Raw genomic sequence first — 14,103 nt, 5'->3', positions numbered from 1 at the left:
GAAGACCCAGCCTCCATCCATGTGCTACGCCGCTGGGACAGCCGTTGTTTGGACCTTCACCCCCGTTGTCGTCGCGCCGAGTGGAGAGGGTTTTCGCGGGAAGAGAGGCGCTGACTGTCTGAGCGAAGCCGAAGGCGCAGCGAGTATCAGCGCCGCCCGCGAAAACCCTCGGAGCGAGGGAAACCCCAGCCCGCACAGCGGGCCGGGGTCGCGGCAGTCGGGCGTGTTTCTTGGGTACTTCTTTGCACGAGCAAAGAAGTACCTCGCGGTGCGCTCGCGAGTGAGCGCACGGCAGGCGGCCGGACGAAGGTACCGTAAACTCCAGATGACGAACCAGGGCCAGCCACGACCGCCGCCGGCAAAAGCCGGAAACGAAAAAGGCGCCCGGAGGCGCCTTTGGTGAAGCGGGCGAAAGCGCCGCGTCAGTTGACGGCGTCGAGGTCGGAGGCGAGGGACTCGCGCGTGCCCTCGGGGACGGCGTCCAGCCGGTGGCTGTAGTTCTCGTGCTCCACCCCCATGGCAATGGCCGCACCGGATTTCGCGGCGGAGACCATCTCCGGGGTCAGTTCGAAGCGCAGGAAGTGGACCGACGAGGTCTTGTCATCGGTTTCCCGATCCAGGTCCTCGTTGGCGATCGGATAGACCTTGTCGTGGCCTTCGACCTGCACATAGGTCTTGCGCTCGATCCCGATCAGTTTGGACAGCTGCACCTTGCGCTCGTCCACGTCCGGGTACTCGACCATCATGGTCGCCTTCCAGTTGGAACCGTCCGGGATCAGCGGGTTGTAGGCGTCCAGCTCGTCCTGGATGCCCTCGGCATCGAAGATCTTCTCGACCCGCAGCATCTCCTGGATCTGGTACTGCATGGTCTTGCGATCCTCGAAGTGCAGGGTCACGGCCGGCCCCACCTGCACCACGCGGTTGCGCTTGTGCTGCATGACCTCGTTGCGAAACTGGGGCCGCACCTCGTGGTACTTCTCCAGCGAATACAGGTCTTCTCGACTCAGTTTGTCCACACTTGCCTCCATCTCGATACCTCCGTCACGTCGGACTGGTCCGCAGGACCCCTCAATGGTCGTGGTCTCCCATCTTTGTGTAGTCCTTGTCGGACCAGAGGTTGTCTTTCAGTTCGTGGTCGAACACCGGGTTATGGCGACGGATCCACTCCAGCACCATCGCCGCGTGTTCGATCTCCTCGTCGCGGTTGTGCGCGAGGATCGCCTTCAGTTCCTCGTCCTTGCAGGCATCGATGCGCTGCTGGTACCAGTCCACCGCCTCAAGCTCTTCCATCAGCGAGACGATGGCGCGATGCATCTCGCGCGACTCGTCGCTCAGTTCCTCGACGGGTTCGTGGTAGCTGTCACTGGCCATTTCGTGTCTCCATCCGCGGCGCCTCGGCGGGCGTACGTCGTGTTCTGGTAACCGATACCCGGCGCTACAGCCCGTAGGCCTGGCGCAGCAGGGTCAGCGGGTGTTCGGGCGCCTTGTCCTCGCCCTTGCCCTGCAGTCCGTTCTCGATCATGTGCCCGGCCATCGGGCAGTCACTCGAGTAGTGATCGGACTCGGCCTTCTGCACCCGGTTCACCACCGGACGACAGATCTTGGCCGCAGTCTCGTAGAACTCGCTCTTCACGCCATAGGTACCGTCGTGCCCGGAGCAGCGTTCGATCACGTCGATCTCGGTATCCGGCACAAGCTTCAGCAGGTCGCGAGTCTTGAGCCCCATGTTCTGCACCCGCAGGTGGCAGGCCGCGTGGTAGGCGATCTTGCCGAGCTTCTCGGGGAAGTCGGTGTTCAGCTTGCCTTCCTTGTGGCGCTCCATCAGGTACTCGAACGGGTCGAAGATACGATCGCGTACAGCGGCGACATCGGGCTCGTCCGGGAACATCAGCGGCAGTTCCTGCTTGTACATCAGCACGCAGGACGGGACTGGCGCGACAATGTCGTAGCCTTGGTCGATCATGCGCTTCATCGCCGGGATGTTCGCATCCTTCGCGGACTCGACGGCCTTCAGGTCGCCCAACTCGAGCTTGGGCATGCCGCAGCATTGCTCCTTCTCGACCAGGGTGACCTCGATGCCGTTGTGCTCGAAGACCTTGACCAGGTCCTCGACCAGGTGCGGCTCGTTGTAGTTGCCGTAGCAGGTGGCGTAGAGCGCTACCTTGCCCTGGGTGGCACCGGCCGGCTCGGGGTTGCTCACTCCCTTGGCAACCTTCGCCATGCGCGAGCGACCCTTGCTCGAGTGGTATTCAGGGACCGGGGCATCCGGGTGCACGCCCATAGTCTTGTCCAGCACCTTGCGCATCGCGCCGGTCTTGTTCGCGGCGTTGACTACGCCGGCAACCACCGGGATGCCCGCCAGCTTGCCGACGGTATCGGTGCTGGACATGAACTTGTGCGCGGCCTTCGCTCCCTCTTTCTGGAAACGCACGGCCTTGGCACGCAGCATCAGGTGCGGGAAGTCGACGTTCCATTCATGCGGGGGCACGTAGGGGCACTTGGTCAGGTAGCACAGATCACACAGGTAGCAGTGATCCACCACCTTCCAGTAGTCCTTCCGATCAACGCCGTCGACCTCCATGGTCTCGGATTCGTCGACCAGGTCGAACAGCGTGGGGAAGGAGTTGCAGAGGCTGACGCAGCGCCGGCAGCCATGACAGATGTCGTAGACCCGCTCCAGCTCGGCGAACAACGATTCCTCGTTGTAGAACTCGGGATTCTTCCAGTCCAGCGGATGGCGGGTCGGGGCTTCCAGACTTCCTTCACGTTGGTGCGTCGGCGCAGACATGCATCCCTCCGGTATCCGTATCAGTGACGATGCTTCGAGGGAAACACGGAACAACATGCGAACGCAGCCGCAGGGCTGACTTCACAGGCTGTTCCGTACCTCCCGGAAAACGGGGCCGGCGTAGCGGCCCCGCGTGCTTCCGTTACTACCGGACAATCAGTCGTCCAGCTGGTCCAGGGCCTTCTGGAAGCGGTTGGCGTGGGAACGCTCCGCCTTGGCCAGGGTCTCGAACCAGTCGGCGACTTCGTCGAAGCCTTCGTCGCGGGCGGTCTTGGCCATGCCCGGGTACATGTCGGTGTACTCGTGGGTCTCGCCGGCAACAGCGGTCTTCAGGTTCGCGGCGGTGGGACCGAATTCCAGGCCGGTGGCCGGGTCGCCGCAGCTCTCGAGGTACTCGAGGTGGCCGTGGGCGTGGCCGGTTTCACCTTCGGCGGTGGAACGGAACACGGTCGCGACGTCGTTGTAGCCTTCCACGTCCGCCTTGGAAGCGAAGTACAGGTAACGGCGGTTGGCCATCGATTCGCCGGCAAAGGCCTCCTTGAGGGCTTCTTCGGTCTTGCTACCTTTCAGTTCCATGGGTCTCTCCTCTTGCTGGTTAGGATCCACACATCGATGCGACTGCTGTGCAGATCGGGCATTTAGACTTTGTCTAAAACACTCTGAAACTCTAGTCAGCACCCGGTCGCATGTCAACCGATTGCCCCGCTGACCGTGGGGGCGCGGTCACGAAACTCAAGCCGCCGGTTGCCCGGCGCCTTTTCTCGCCGCGACGGATCGGATACTTTCTCACCTTTTGGTCCCCGCAATCCAATACGAACACGACACCATGACCGACCAGTCCACCGACAGCCCCGCCGAATTCGAAGCCAGCCTGGAGGCCCTGGAGGCCCTGGTGGCGCGGATGGAATCCGGCGAACTGGGCCTGGAACAGTCGCTGGCGGAATTTCAGCGCGGCATGGAACTGGTTGGCCGCTGTCAGAAGGCGCTGGACGACGCCCAGGCACGCATCGAGAAACTCGCCAGCGAGCCTTCTTCGGAGGCCGCCGCGACCGGGAGCGCCCCCGACACCCCGACCGACCCCGACGACGTCCCCTTTTAGGACCCTGCCTTGAGCATCCCAGATCCATCCGAGGCGCTGAAGGCCTATCAGCGTCGTATCGAGACCGTACTCGACGAGCGTCTCGCGCCCGACTCTGCGCCGGACGCGCGGCTGATCGAGGCCATGCGCTATGCCACGCTCTCCGGTGGCAAGCGTCTGCGCCCGGTACTGGTGTACGCAGCCGGGGCCACCTGCAGCGCCCCTGATGAGGTACTCGATGCGATGGCCGCGGCCGTGGAGATGGTCCACGTCTACTCGCTGATCCACGACGACCTGCCGGCGATGGACAACGACGACCTGCGCCGTGGGCGGCCGACCTGCCACCGTGCGTTCGACGAGGCCACCGCCATCCTTGCCGGGGATGCGCTGCAGGCCTGCGCCTTCGAGATCCTGGCCGCCGGCGTACGCGCCCTGCCCGGCCAGGCCGGTCTGGAAGCCCTGGCCGAGCTCGCCCGTGCAGCGGGCCTGCGCGGCATGGCGGGCGGGCAGGCCATCGATCTCGGCGCCTGCGGCAAGCCGATCGATCTGGCGGAACTGGAACGCATGCACCGGCTCAAGACCGGCGCCCTGATCCGCGTGTCGGTGCGCCTGGGCGCAATCGCCGGTGGCGCCTCGGAGGACACCCTTGGCCACCTGACCCGTTACGCCGAATGCATTGGCCTGGCGTTCCAGATCCGCGATGACGTGCTCGACGTGGAGGGTGATCCGGAGGTGCTCGGCAAGGCCTGCGGGGCGGATGCCCGCCTGGACAAGGCGACCTTCCCCTCGCTGCAGGGCCTGGAGGCCTCGCGCGAACGCGCAGTGGCCCTGGTCGACGAGGCGCTGGACGAGCTGCAACCCTTTGGCCAGGAGGCGGACTTGCTTCGCTTCCTCGCGCGGTACATCGTCGACCGCATGAACTGACACGGCCTGCCCATGACCCCCACCCCCCTGCTGGATGCAATCGAATGGCCCGCCGACCTGCGGGCGCACCCGGCCTCGGAACTGCCGGGGCTGGCCGGCGAATTGCGCCAGTTTCTGATCGAGAGCGTCTCGCGCACCGGCGGCCATCTGGCCGCGAACCTGGGCACCGTGGAGTTGGCGGTCGCGCTGCACTACGCGTTCAATACCCCGGACGACCGCATCGTCTGGGATGTAGGGCATCAGGCCTATGCCCACAAGATCCTGACCGGCCGGCGCACCGGGATGGCCAGCCTGCGCCAGTACGGCGGGCTGGCCGGCTTCCCCAAACGCGCCGAGAGCGAGTACGACGCCTTCGGGGCCGGGCATTCCAGCACCTCGATCAGTGCCGCCGCCGGCATGGCCCTCGCCGCCAAGCACGCAGGACTGGACCGCCGCCATGTGGCGGTTATCGGCGACGGGGCGATGACCGCCGGCATGGCCTTCGAGGCGCTCAACCACATCGGCGATCTCGACTGTAATCTGCTGGTCATCCTGAACGACAACGACATGTCGATCTCGCCGAACGTCGGCGCGATGAACCAGTACTTCACCCGGCTGCTGTCCGGGCGGCTGTACAGCTCGGTGCGCGAGGGCTCCAAACGCATGCTGGAGTTCGTCCCGCCGATGAAGGCCTTTGCCGAGCGAGCCGAGGAGCACATGAAGGGCATGCTGGTGCCGGGCACGCTGTTCGAGGAACTGGGCTTTCGCTACTTCGGGCCGGTGGACGGCCATGACGTGAACGGCCTGGTATCGATCCTGAAGAACCTGCGCGGCGGTCACGGTCCGCAACTGCTGCATGTGGTCACACGCAAGGGACAGGGCTATGCCCCGGCCGAAGAGGACCCCTGCCGCTACCACGGGGTCTCCAAGTTCGAGCCGGAAAACGGCCTGAAGCCCTCCGGCCCGAAGGCACCGACCTATACCGATATCTTCAGCCAGTGGCTTTGCGACCAGGCCGCGGCCGACGAGCGTCTGCTGGGCATCACCCCGGCGATGCGCGAGGGCTCCGGCCTGGTCGCCTTCTCCGAGCAGTCCCCGGAACGCTACTTCGATGTCGGCATCGCCGAGCAGCACGCGGTCACGCTGGCCGCCGGCATGGCCTGCGAGGGGCAAAAGCCCGTCGTCGCGATCTACTCGACGTTCCTGCAGCGGGCGATGGACCAGGTGATCCACGACGTCGCCCTGCAGAACCTGCCGGTGCTGTTCGCGGTGGACCGTGCGGGGATCGTCGGCGCCGATGGCCCGACCCATGCCGGCACCTTCGATACCGCGCTGCTGCGCAGCGTCCCCAACATGCTGCTGATGGCCCCGGCCAGCGAGCGCGAGTGCCGCCAGATGCTGTCCACTGGCTACGCCCACGATGGCCCGGCGGCAGTGCGCTATCCGCGCGGCGGCGGCCCCGGGGCCCTGCCGGAAGGGGGCTTCGAGGATCTGGAGACCCTGCCGATCGGACGCGCCGTGGTCGTGCGCGAGGGTCGGGGCCTGGCGATCCTCAGCTTCGGCGCGCTGCTGGACACCGCCCTGGCCGCCGGCGAGGCGCTGGATGCGACCGTGGTGAACATGCGTTTCATCAAGCCGCTCGACACCGAACTCCTGGCGCGGCTGGCCGCCAGCCACGAGCGCTTCGTGACGCTCGAGGATCATGCCCGCGCCGGTGGCGCCGGCAGCGCGGTGCTGGAATGGCTCTCCGCCGAGGGCCTGACCCTGCCCTGCCAGGTACTGGGCATCCCGGACGTCTTCACCGAACACGGCTCGCGCGAACAGATCCTGGCCGACTGCGGCCTCGACACCGAGGGCGTGCTGGCCGCGGTTCGCCACGCATCCGGGCAGGAGAATTGCGCGGAAGACGGCGGCCGGCTAGGCTTCGCGGGCTGACAAACCCCCGGCCGGCGACGGCCGCTCGCCCGGAAAAGATCATGAGTGCCCGCTACACCCTCCGTGTCCTGACCGACTTTGCCTCCGCGCATACCCTGCGTGACTACCCGGGGCAGTGCGCGAACATGCACGGACACAACTGGAAGGTGGAGGCCGAGGTCCAGGCCGAGACCCTGGACGACGCCGGCATGGCGGTGGACTTCAAGGTGGTCAAGACCGCCGCGCGCGAGATCGCCGGGCAGCTGGACCATCGCTATCTGAACGACGTCCCGCCGTTCGATACGGTCAACCCGACCGCCGAGAATATCGCGCAGTGGTTCTTCCGCCAGATGTCCGAACGCCTGAACCGCCCGGGCCTGCGCATGCACGCGCTGACCCTGTGGGAGACCGACCGCGCCTGCGTACGCTACAGCGAGGACAGTTAGCCCTCCCGCGCCTCGCAGTGACGGGGCACCCCCACAGCACAACCCTTACAGATGATTCGAGGCGTAGTCCGCCAGCCGCGAGCGCTCGCCGCGGGTCAGCGTGATGTGCCCGCTGTGGGTCCAGTTGCGGAAACGGTCCACCACGTAGGTCAGGCCGGACGAGGTCTCGGTCAGGTACGGGGTGTCGATCTGCGCGATGTTGCCCAGCGCGACGACCTTGGTGCCCGGCCCGGCGCGGGTGATCAAGGTCTTCATCTGCTTGGAGGTCAGGTTCTGCGCCTCGTCGAGGATGATGTAGCGGTTGAGGAAGGTGCGCCCGCGCATGAAGTTCAGCGAGCGGATCTTGATGCGGCTGGTCAGCACGTCCTGGGTGGCCGCCCGCCCCCAGTCGCCGGCCCCCTCGGACTTCGCCAGCACCTCGAGGTTGTCCATCAGCGCGCCCATCCACGGGGTCATCTTCTCTTCCTCGGTCCCGGGGAGGAAGCCGATGTCCTCGCCCACCGGGACCGTGACCCGGGTCATGATGATCTCCTTGTAGGTGTTGTCCTCCAGCGTCTGCGCGAGTCCCGCGGCCAGAGTCAGCAGGGTCTTGCCGGTGCCGGCCACCCCCAGCAGGGAGACGAAATCCACCTCCGGGTCCATCAGCAGGTTCAGGGCGTAGTTCTGTTCGCGGTTGCGGGCGTTGATACCCCAGACGCTGTGGCGCGGGGTCATGTAGTCGTCCACCAGCTCGATCACCGCGGACTCGTTCGGCTGGTCGATTTCCAGCACGATCGCGGACAACGGATTCTCGCCCTCGCGGTAGACGAACTGGTTGGGCTGCCACTCCGCGACCAGCGGCCCGGTCACCCGGTAATAGGTGCGCCCGGACTCCTGCCAGGAGTCCATCTTGGCCCCGTGGGTCTCCCAGAAGTCCGCCGGCAGCTCTGTCATGCCGGAGAACAGCAGGCTGACGTCGTCCAGGACCTGGTCGTTGTAGTAATCCTCCGCGTGCAGGCCGATCACCGCCGCCTTGATGCGCAGGTTGATGTCCTTTGAGACCAGCGTGACCGGGAGGTCCGCCCACTCGGCCTTGAGCGCCTGCGCGGTGGCCAGGATGTCGTTGTCCGGGGTCGAGCCGGGCAGCGAGTCCGGCAGGCGCGAGGTCAGATTACGGGTCTGGAAGAACAGCCGCCCGGAGGGTGCGAGCGTCGACTCGCTGAGCGATTCGGCCTGTAGCGGCAACCCGGCGGCAATCTGCTCGTGGGTCGCGCCGCTCATCAGCTCGTCGATAAAGCGCGAGACCTGGCGCACGTTGCGCGCGACCTCGGAGAGCCCCTTCTTGCCCCGGTCGAGCTCCTCGAGCACGACCATGGGCAGGAAGATGTCGTGTTCCTTGAAGCGGAACAGCGCGGTGGGGTCGTGCATCAGGACATTGGTGTCCAGGACAAAAAGGCGTTTCGGGTCCTCCGATGTTTCGCTCATGGCGCCTCCGCGGCCGGGGTGAGTCGAAAACAAATGGGTCGAACGTCGACTGCCAGCTGCGCAGCGGCAGGCGAACGCGCGGGTGGCGTCACCGGCCGGCCAACTCGCGTACCGCGGCCAGGACCTCGTCCACATGCCCCGGCACCTTGACCTTGCGCCATTCCCGGCGCAGCACGCCTTGCTCGTCGATCAGGAAGGTGGAGCGTTCGATGCCGCGCACCTGCTTGCCGTACATGTTCTTCATCTTGATCACGTCGAACGCGTCGCACAACTGCTCGTCGGCGTCGCTCAGCAGGTCGAACGGCAGCTCCTGCTTGGTGCGGAAGTTCTCGTGGCTCTTCACGCTGTCGCGCGAGACCCCGAGGATGACCGCACCGGCGGCATCGAACGCAGCCTTGTTGGCGGCAAAGTCGCGGCTCTCGTTGGTGCAGCCCGGCGTGCTGTCCTTCGGGTAGAAATAGAGCACCACGATCTTGCCGCGGAAGTCGCCCGGGCCCAAGGTCTGCCCACCGGTGGCCGGCACGCGCAGATCTTCGGGAACGGTCTGGTCAATGGCGATCGTCATAAGGGTCACTCCGGGTCGTGGTTGGGGCGAACGGCGCCAGACCGAAATCAGGCCTTGATCGGATCCAGCACGCCATCCAGGTTCAGTTCGTCGCAAAAATCCATGAACTCGCCACGCAGGCTGGCCAGGTGCTGTCCCGCCGGGATGTCCACCACCATGTTGGCGGCGAACATGCGCGCGCCCGTGTGCTGGGCGGTATAGACACGCGTCTGGACGTCGCGCAGGTTCACCCCGCGGCTGGTGAAGAAATCGGCCAGGGCATTGACCAGCCCCGGGGCGTCCAGCGCGACCACATCCACGGCATAGGCCATCGCGGGCTGGCTGGATTCATCCAGCGGCCCGCGACGCACCGTGACCGCGAGGTCCAGCTCGGCCTCCAGGCGCTCCAGGCGGGCTTCCAGCGTGGCGAGGGTCTTCCAGTTGCCACTGGCGCTCAGCGCCATGCAGCAGTAGCCGTCCAGGGTGGTAATCCGACTGGACTCCAGGTTGCAGCCCGTGTCGACGATGACTCGGGTGACGCCGGCCACCAGGCCAGGCTGGTCGGGTCCGATCAGGTTCAGGATCAGATGGGTATGCGAGCCGGCCCCGACCACCTCAGCCATGCCGGCCTCTGCAGCAGAAGGCGCCGCCGACCGGCCGGAGTCCTGGCACAACGCTGGAGGGGTTGGATGCGTCTGCGGGCATGATGGTTGGGAACATACCACCTCGCCTGATTGACGCCAACGGTCGCGGCCCCGCCCAGGCGCGCTCCAGACGTGGTCCGCGCACGGATTCTTGAACGCCTTGTCGCGCGCCCGTTAGACTGCACCATTACCGTCGCTGGAGGAGTCGATGTTTCAAGGCAGCATGGTCGCACTGGCGACCCCGATGCACGCGGACGGCAGTCTTGACTGGCCGGCGCTTGATCGACTCCTCGAATTCCACATCGAGGCCGGTACCGACGCCATCGTTGCGGTCGGCACCACCGGCGAATCGGCCACCCTCGATTTCGACGAACACTGCGAGGCGATCGCCCATACGGTCAAGACCGTCGGCGGTCGCCTGCCGGTGATCGCCGGCACTGGCGCGAATTCTACGCGCGAGGCGATCGCGCTGACGCGCTGCGCCCGCGAGGCCGGCGCGGATGCCTGCCTGCTGGTATCCCCGTATTACAACAAGCCCACGCAGGAAGGTCTGTACCTGCACCACAAGGCCATTGCCGAGGCCGTGGATATCCCGCAGATCCTCTATAACGTCCCGGGGCGAACCGCGGTCGATATGCTGCCCGAAACGGTCGAGCGCCTCGCCGAGATCCCGAACATCGTCGGCATCAAGGAAGCGACGGGCAGCAACGAGCGTACTGCGGAGCTTGTCCAGCGTGTGGGCGGCCGGATCGACCTGTTCAGTGGCGAAGACGCCAACGGGCTGGCGTTCCTGCTGGCCGGCGGGCAAGGGGTCATCTCGGTAACCGCGAACGTCGCTCCGGCCCTGATGGCCCGCATGTGCCGCGCCGTACGCGAGGGGCACGCGGACGAAGCCCGCGAGATCAACCGTCAGCTCGACGGGCTGCACTCCGCCCTGTTCCTCGAAGCCAATCCCATCCCCGTAAAATGGGCCTTGCAGCGTATGGGGATGATAGAGGAAGGTATCCGTCTGCCTCTGACACCCCTTTCCGAACCGTTCCATGCACCGGTACTGGACGCGATGCGCCAGGCCGGCATTGAGGTCTGAGTCCGATCATGAAATTGCCTTCCAAGCCCTATTACTCCGCCACGCGCGCCACCCTCGCGATCGCCACGGGTCTCGCCGTCGCTGGTTGCGGAACCTGGGGCGGCGATCGTCAGACCGGCCCGGAATACGAGATGAGCCGGCAGATGGAGGACCTCGAGGTCCCGCCGGACCTGATCGCGCCGGACACCGAGCGGGCCTACCGCCTCCCGGATGATCCGGGAGGCCGCATCAGCGCCCGCGACATGCAGCAGGACACGGCCCAGCGTCAGGAACAGCCCGGGCAGGTCCAGCCCGGGACTCCAGCGGCCGACGTGCAGGTGCTCCCCGAATCCGCCGAGGTGCAACTGATGCGCGACGGTGGCACGCGCTGGCTCCAGGTCGATGGCGACCCCGGCGAGATCTGGGATCGCCTGGTTGCCTTCTGGGACAGCCAGAACCTCCGGCTGGAACGCAACGAGCCCCAGGTGGGCGTGATGCAAACCGAATGGGCCGAAGACCGAGCCGGCATCCCCCTGCGCGGCACGCAGAACATCTTCGCTCGTGCCCTTGGCAACGTGTACGACGCCAACACCCGGGACCAGTACCGCATGCGCGTCGAACGCGCCAACGGCCAGTCGGAGATCTACATCACCCACCGCGGCGCCGAGGAACAGGCCGAGGGTGAATCCTGGCGCTGGGCCATGCGCCCGTCCGACCCGGAACTGGAAGCCGAGATGCTGAACCGGTTGCTGGTATACCTCACGACCGGCGATCCGGGTGAAGGCGGCGCACGTGTCGCCGAGACCCTCGTTGACCGGCCGACCGAGTTGCAGCTGACCGAACATGACGGCTCGCCCGCCCTGCTGCTGGGCGGCGAGTACGACCGTGTCTGGCGCCAGCTCGGGACCTTCCTGGATCGCGCCGGATTGCTGGTGGACGAGCAGGATCGCCAGGCCGGAATCTACGAAGTGACCTACCGCCCCGGCATGACGGGCGAGCGTGAAGAGCGCGGTTTCTTCAGCCGCGTCTTTGGCCGCGGTGGCGATCGACGCGAAAACGAGCGCTACCAGGTCCGCTTGCAGGACCGTGGCGATGGCGATCTGCTGATCGAGGCACGTGATCTCGAGGGCGACCGTCTGAGCGATCGCGACGCCGAATTCGTACTCGAGCGCATTCAGACGCAGATGCAGCGCTAAAAAGCCCGCGAGGGCGCGCCCCCAGGCTCCCCCTGCTGGAATGGCGGGGGGGCCGCAGCAGGGTCTTCCGAGAACCGGGCAAGGCCGCCGCGCAATCACCTCCGGAGCAATCCGTGATCCGATTCTGTTCACTTGGCAGCGGGAGTGGCGGCAACGCACTCGTGGTCGAGATCGGCTCGACGCGCCTGCTCGTGGACTGCGGCTTCTCGATGCAGGAAGTCGAGCGGCGCCTCGCCCGTCAGCGGCTTGCCCCCTCCGATCTTGACGCCGTCCTCGTGACCCACGAGCATGGCGACCATCTGGGCTCCGCGCCAGCCCTATCGCGGCGCTACGGCCTCCGCGTCTACGCCTCCACGGGGACTCGTCTGGCGGCCCGCGACGCCGGGTTCGCCCATTTCGAGCCGATCCAGCCAGACCTCCCGGTAGAGGTCGATGATGCCCAGGTCATCCCCTACACGGTCCCGCACGACGCCCGTGAACCGACCCAGTTCGTCTTTTCCGACGGCGCATCACGACTCGTCCTGATGACCGACGCGGGGCATATCACGCCCCACATGGTCGACATCGCCTCCGGGGCCCAAGGCCTGCTCCTGGAATGCAACCACTGTCCGGACCTGCTCGCATCCGGCCGCTATCCCCCCAAGCTCAAGCGCAGGATTGGGGATGGCTACGGCCATTTGCCCAACCATGACGCGACCCGCCTTCTCCAGCGCGCCGACACGACGAGGCTCGCACACCTGATCGGAATGCATCTTTCCAGCGACAACAACCGCCCCGAACTGGCGGAACAGGCCCTATGCGCGGGCGTCGGCGCCAGTCGCGACGAGATCGCCATTGCGTCCCAGGACACGGGGTTCGAGTGGCGCTGTATCCCGTAGCCGGCCCTACGCCGCCCCGCCGGCTCTCGGACCGTACGCCTAGCGGCGCGATTCCCGCAGGAAATAGACCCCGCCCGCGATGAAGGCAAGCCCGATAATGGTCGCGATCGGCCCGCCAAATCCCGACCCCTCCCGAGGGGCAATGGGGGTAAACGCAACCTCGCCCCCAAGGACCGCATAGCTGCCAATCCCGATCAGAACCAGCCCGACCGCGACCAACCCTCCATCCGTTCGTTTCTTCCCTCGAGCCATACCCAAACCCGTCTTCTACCGTTCTGCCGCATGAAATCCCGCGACGATCATCCTACCCACACCGATACGTGCATAAAAAAAGCCCGGCCCCCTTATCGGGAACCGGGCTTCGGATTAATGCCTGGCGGTGACCTACTCTCACATGGGGAGGCCCCACACTACCATCGGCGCAGAGCAGTTTCACTTCCGAGTTCGGGATGGGATCGGGTGGTTCCTACTCGCTATGGCCGCCAGACAAACTGGCCAGATCACCCAGCGCGAGCGCTGCGTCATCTGAATTCGGAATGCAATCTAGGTGATGTGTACAACAGTGATGTGTCAGTCGAGACCAACCAACAACACCTTGGGTGTTATATGGTCAAGCCGCACGGGCAATTAGTACTGGTTAGCTTCATCCATTACTGAACTTCCACACCCAGCCTATCAACGTTGTAGTCTTCAACGGCCCTACAGGGACCTCGAGGGTCCAGGGAGATCTCATCTTCAGGTGGGTTTCCCGCTTAGATGCTTTCAGCGGTTATCCCTTCCGCACTTAGCTACCCGGCAATGCCACTGGCGTGACAACCGGAACACCAGAGGTGCGTCCATCCCGGTCCTCTCGTACTAAGGACAGATCCTGTCAAATCTCCGACGCCCACGGCAGATAGGGACCGAACTGTCTCACGACGTTCTAAACCCAGCTCGCGTACCACTTTAAATGGCGAACAGCCATACCCTTGGGACCTGCTTCAGCCCCAGGATGTGATGAGCCGACATCGAGGTGCCAAACACTGCCGTCGATATGGACTCTTGGGCAGTATCAGCCTGTTATCCCCGGAGTACCTTTTATCCGTTGAGCGATGGCCCTTCCATACAGAACCACCGGATCACTAAGACCTGCTTTCGCACCTGCTCGACGTGTCTGTCTCGCAGTTAAGCACCCTTTTGCCT

At 65.3% G+C, this 14,103-nt stretch carries 15 protein-coding genes and 2 rRNA genes (1 of these 17 cut by a window edge); 7 read left to right on the top strand and 10 right to left on the bottom strand.

From position 1 onward, the window contains the following. Positions 1-422: 422 nt before the first annotated feature. From C995_RS0113040 to C995_RS0113025, 4 genes are all read right to left on the bottom strand, one after another. Entirely contained in the window at positions 423-1,028 is a 606-nt protein-coding gene (locus tag C995_RS0113040) for a DUF3501 family protein (protein WP_018865358.1), read from the bottom strand. Positions 1,029-1,068: 40 nt separating this feature from the next. Further along, positions 1,069-1,371 (bottom strand): encapsulin-associated ferritin-like protein, encoded by a 303-nt coding sequence (locus tag C995_RS0113035; protein WP_018865357.1) that lies wholly within the window; start codon positions 1,369-1,371, stop codon positions 1,069-1,071. Between the two features lie 64 nt (positions 1,372-1,435). Next, complete coding sequence (locus C995_RS0113030) at positions 1,436-2,788, bottom strand: heterodisulfide reductase-related iron-sulfur binding cluster (protein ID WP_018137816.1); 1,353 nt, start codon at positions 2,786-2,788, stop codon at positions 1,436-1,438. 156 nt (positions 2,789-2,944) lie between these two features. Next, a complete protein-coding gene (locus tag C995_RS0113025; RefSeq protein WP_018137817.1) occupies positions 2,945-3,364 on the bottom strand; it encodes a rubrerythrin family protein in 420 nt (139 codons plus the stop codon). Between the two features lie 250 nt (positions 3,365-3,614). Here C995_RS0113025 and C995_RS0113020 point away from each other — a divergent pair, with 250 nt between their 5' ends. From C995_RS0113020 to queD, 4 genes are read left to right on the top strand one after another with little or no spacing between them, the layout of a single operon-like run. Further along, entirely contained in the window at positions 3,615-3,887 is a 273-nt protein-coding gene (locus tag C995_RS0113020; protein ID WP_018865356.1) for an exodeoxyribonuclease VII small subunit, read from the top strand. A 9-nt stretch (positions 3,888-3,896) separates the two neighbouring features. Next, positions 3,897-4,790: a (2E,6E)-farnesyl diphosphate synthase gene (gene ispA, locus C995_RS0113015; RefSeq protein ID WP_018865355.1), complete on the top strand. Its 894-nt coding sequence runs from the start codon at positions 3,897-3,899 to the stop codon at positions 4,788-4,790. Between the two features lie 12 nt (positions 4,791-4,802). After that, entirely contained in the window at positions 4,803-6,704 is a 1,902-nt protein-coding gene (gene dxs / locus C995_RS0113010) for a 1-deoxy-D-xylulose-5-phosphate synthase (protein WP_018865354.1), read from the top strand. Positions 6,705-6,745: 41 nt separating this feature from the next. After that, positions 6,746-7,129 carry a 6-carboxytetrahydropterin synthase QueD gene (gene queD, locus C995_RS0113005; protein ID WP_018865353.1) on the top strand — a complete coding sequence of 128 codons (384 nt, stop codon included), beginning with the start codon at positions 6,746-6,748 and terminating at the stop codon, positions 7,127-7,129. Positions 7,130-7,174: 45 nt separating this feature from the next. On the opposite strand, the gene C995_RS0113000 is transcribed toward queD, so the two are convergent. The 3 genes from C995_RS0113000 to C995_RS0112990 all read right to left on the bottom strand — a co-directional run bounded on the left by C995_RS0113000 (position 7,175) and on the right by C995_RS0112990 (position 9,760). Further along, positions 7,175-8,593 carry a PhoH family protein gene (locus C995_RS0113000; protein ID WP_018865352.1) on the bottom strand — a complete coding sequence of 473 codons (1,419 nt, stop codon included), beginning with the start codon at positions 8,591-8,593 and terminating at the stop codon, positions 7,175-7,177. Between the two features lie 88 nt (positions 8,594-8,681). Next, a complete protein-coding gene (locus C995_RS0112995) occupies positions 8,682-9,158 on the bottom strand; it encodes a peroxiredoxin (protein WP_018865351.1) in 477 nt (158 codons plus the stop codon). Between the two features lie 47 nt (positions 9,159-9,205). Continuing rightward, positions 9,206-9,760 (bottom strand): glycine cleavage system protein R, encoded by a 555-nt coding sequence (locus C995_RS0112990; RefSeq protein ID WP_018865350.1) that lies wholly within the window; start codon positions 9,758-9,760, stop codon positions 9,206-9,208. 229 nt (positions 9,761-9,989) lie between these two features. On the opposite strand from C995_RS0112990, the gene dapA reads away from it, so the two are divergent. The 3 genes from dapA to C995_RS0112975 all read left to right on the top strand — a co-directional run bounded on the left by dapA (position 9,990) and on the right by C995_RS0112975 (position 12,921). Then, entirely contained in the window at positions 9,990-10,868 is an 879-nt protein-coding gene (gene dapA / locus C995_RS0112985; protein WP_018865349.1) for a 4-hydroxy-tetrahydrodipicolinate synthase, read from the top strand. An 8-nt stretch (positions 10,869-10,876) separates the two neighbouring features. Next, entirely contained in the window at positions 10,877-12,043 is a 1,167-nt protein-coding gene (bamC, locus tag C995_RS0112980) for an outer membrane protein assembly factor BamC (RefSeq protein WP_018865348.1), read from the top strand. Positions 12,044-12,204: 161 nt separating this feature from the next. Beyond that, a complete protein-coding gene (locus tag C995_RS0112975; protein WP_018865347.1) occupies positions 12,205-12,921 on the top strand; it encodes an MBL fold metallo-hydrolase in 717 nt (238 codons plus the stop codon). Between the two features lie 39 nt (positions 12,922-12,960). On the opposite strand, the gene C995_RS0112970 is transcribed toward C995_RS0112975, so the two are convergent. The 3 genes from C995_RS0112970 to C995_RS0112960 all read right to left on the bottom strand — a co-directional run. After that, positions 12,961-13,173, bottom strand: coding sequence for a hypothetical protein (locus C995_RS0112970; RefSeq protein ID WP_026279122.1), 213 nt, complete (start codon positions 13,171-13,173; stop codon positions 12,961-12,963). A 119-nt stretch (positions 13,174-13,292) separates the two neighbouring features. Then, positions 13,293-13,408, bottom strand: a 5S ribosomal RNA gene (rrf, locus tag C995_RS0112965). 119 nt (positions 13,409-13,527) lie between these two features. Beyond that, positions 13,528-14,103 (bottom strand): 23S ribosomal RNA (locus C995_RS0112960); it runs 2,304 nt beyond the window's last position.

This window comes from Thioalkalivibrio sp. ARh3 (assembly GCF_000377265.1).
Lineage (GTDB): Bacteria > Pseudomonadota > Gammaproteobacteria > Ectothiorhodospirales > Ectothiorhodospiraceae > Thioalkalivibrio > Thioalkalivibrio thiocyanoxidans.
This window is presented reverse-complemented; position numbering and strand designations above follow the sequence as displayed.

Coding starts and splice junctions, on each gene's coding strand:
- C995_RS0113035 (WP_018865357.1), bottom strand. CDS start 1,371: ATGGCCAGTGACAGCTACCACGAACCCGTCGAGGAACTGAGCGACGAG.
- C995_RS0112995 (WP_018865351.1), bottom strand. CDS start 9,158: ATGACGATCGCCATTGACCAGACCGTTCCCGAAGATCTGCGCGTGCCG.
- queD (WP_018865353.1), top strand. CDS start 6,746: ATGAGTGCCCGCTACACCCTCCGTGTCCTGACCGACTTTGCCTCCGCG.
- C995_RS0113025 (WP_018137817.1), bottom strand. CDS start 3,364: ATGGAACTGAAAGGTAGCAAGACCGAAGAAGCCCTCAAGGAGGCCTTT.
- C995_RS0113000 (WP_018865352.1), bottom strand. CDS start 8,593: ATGAGCGAAACATCGGAGGACCCGAAACGCCTTTTTGTCCTGGACACC.
- C995_RS0112990 (WP_018865350.1), bottom strand. CDS start 9,760: ATGGCTGAGGTGGTCGGGGCCGGCTCGCATACCCATCTGATCCTGAAC.
- dxs (WP_018865354.1), top strand. CDS start 4,803: ATGACCCCCACCCCCCTGCTGGATGCAATCGAATGGCCCGCCGACCTG.
- C995_RS0112970 (WP_026279122.1), bottom strand. CDS start 13,173: ATGGCTCGAGGGAAGAAACGAACGGATGGAGGGTTGGTCGCGGTCGGG.
- C995_RS0113030 (WP_018137816.1), bottom strand. CDS start 2,788: ATGTCTGCGCCGACGCACCAACGTGAAGGAAGTCTGGAAGCCCCGACC.
- dapA (WP_018865349.1), top strand. CDS start 9,990: ATGTTTCAAGGCAGCATGGTCGCACTGGCGACCCCGATGCACGCGGAC.
- bamC (WP_018865348.1), top strand. CDS start 10,877: ATGAAATTGCCTTCCAAGCCCTATTACTCCGCCACGCGCGCCACCCTC.
- C995_RS0113020 (WP_018865356.1), top strand. CDS start 3,615: ATGACCGACCAGTCCACCGACAGCCCCGCCGAATTCGAAGCCAGCCTG.
- C995_RS0113040 (WP_018865358.1), bottom strand. CDS start 1,028: ATGGAGGCAAGTGTGGACAAACTGAGTCGAGAAGACCTGTATTCGCTG.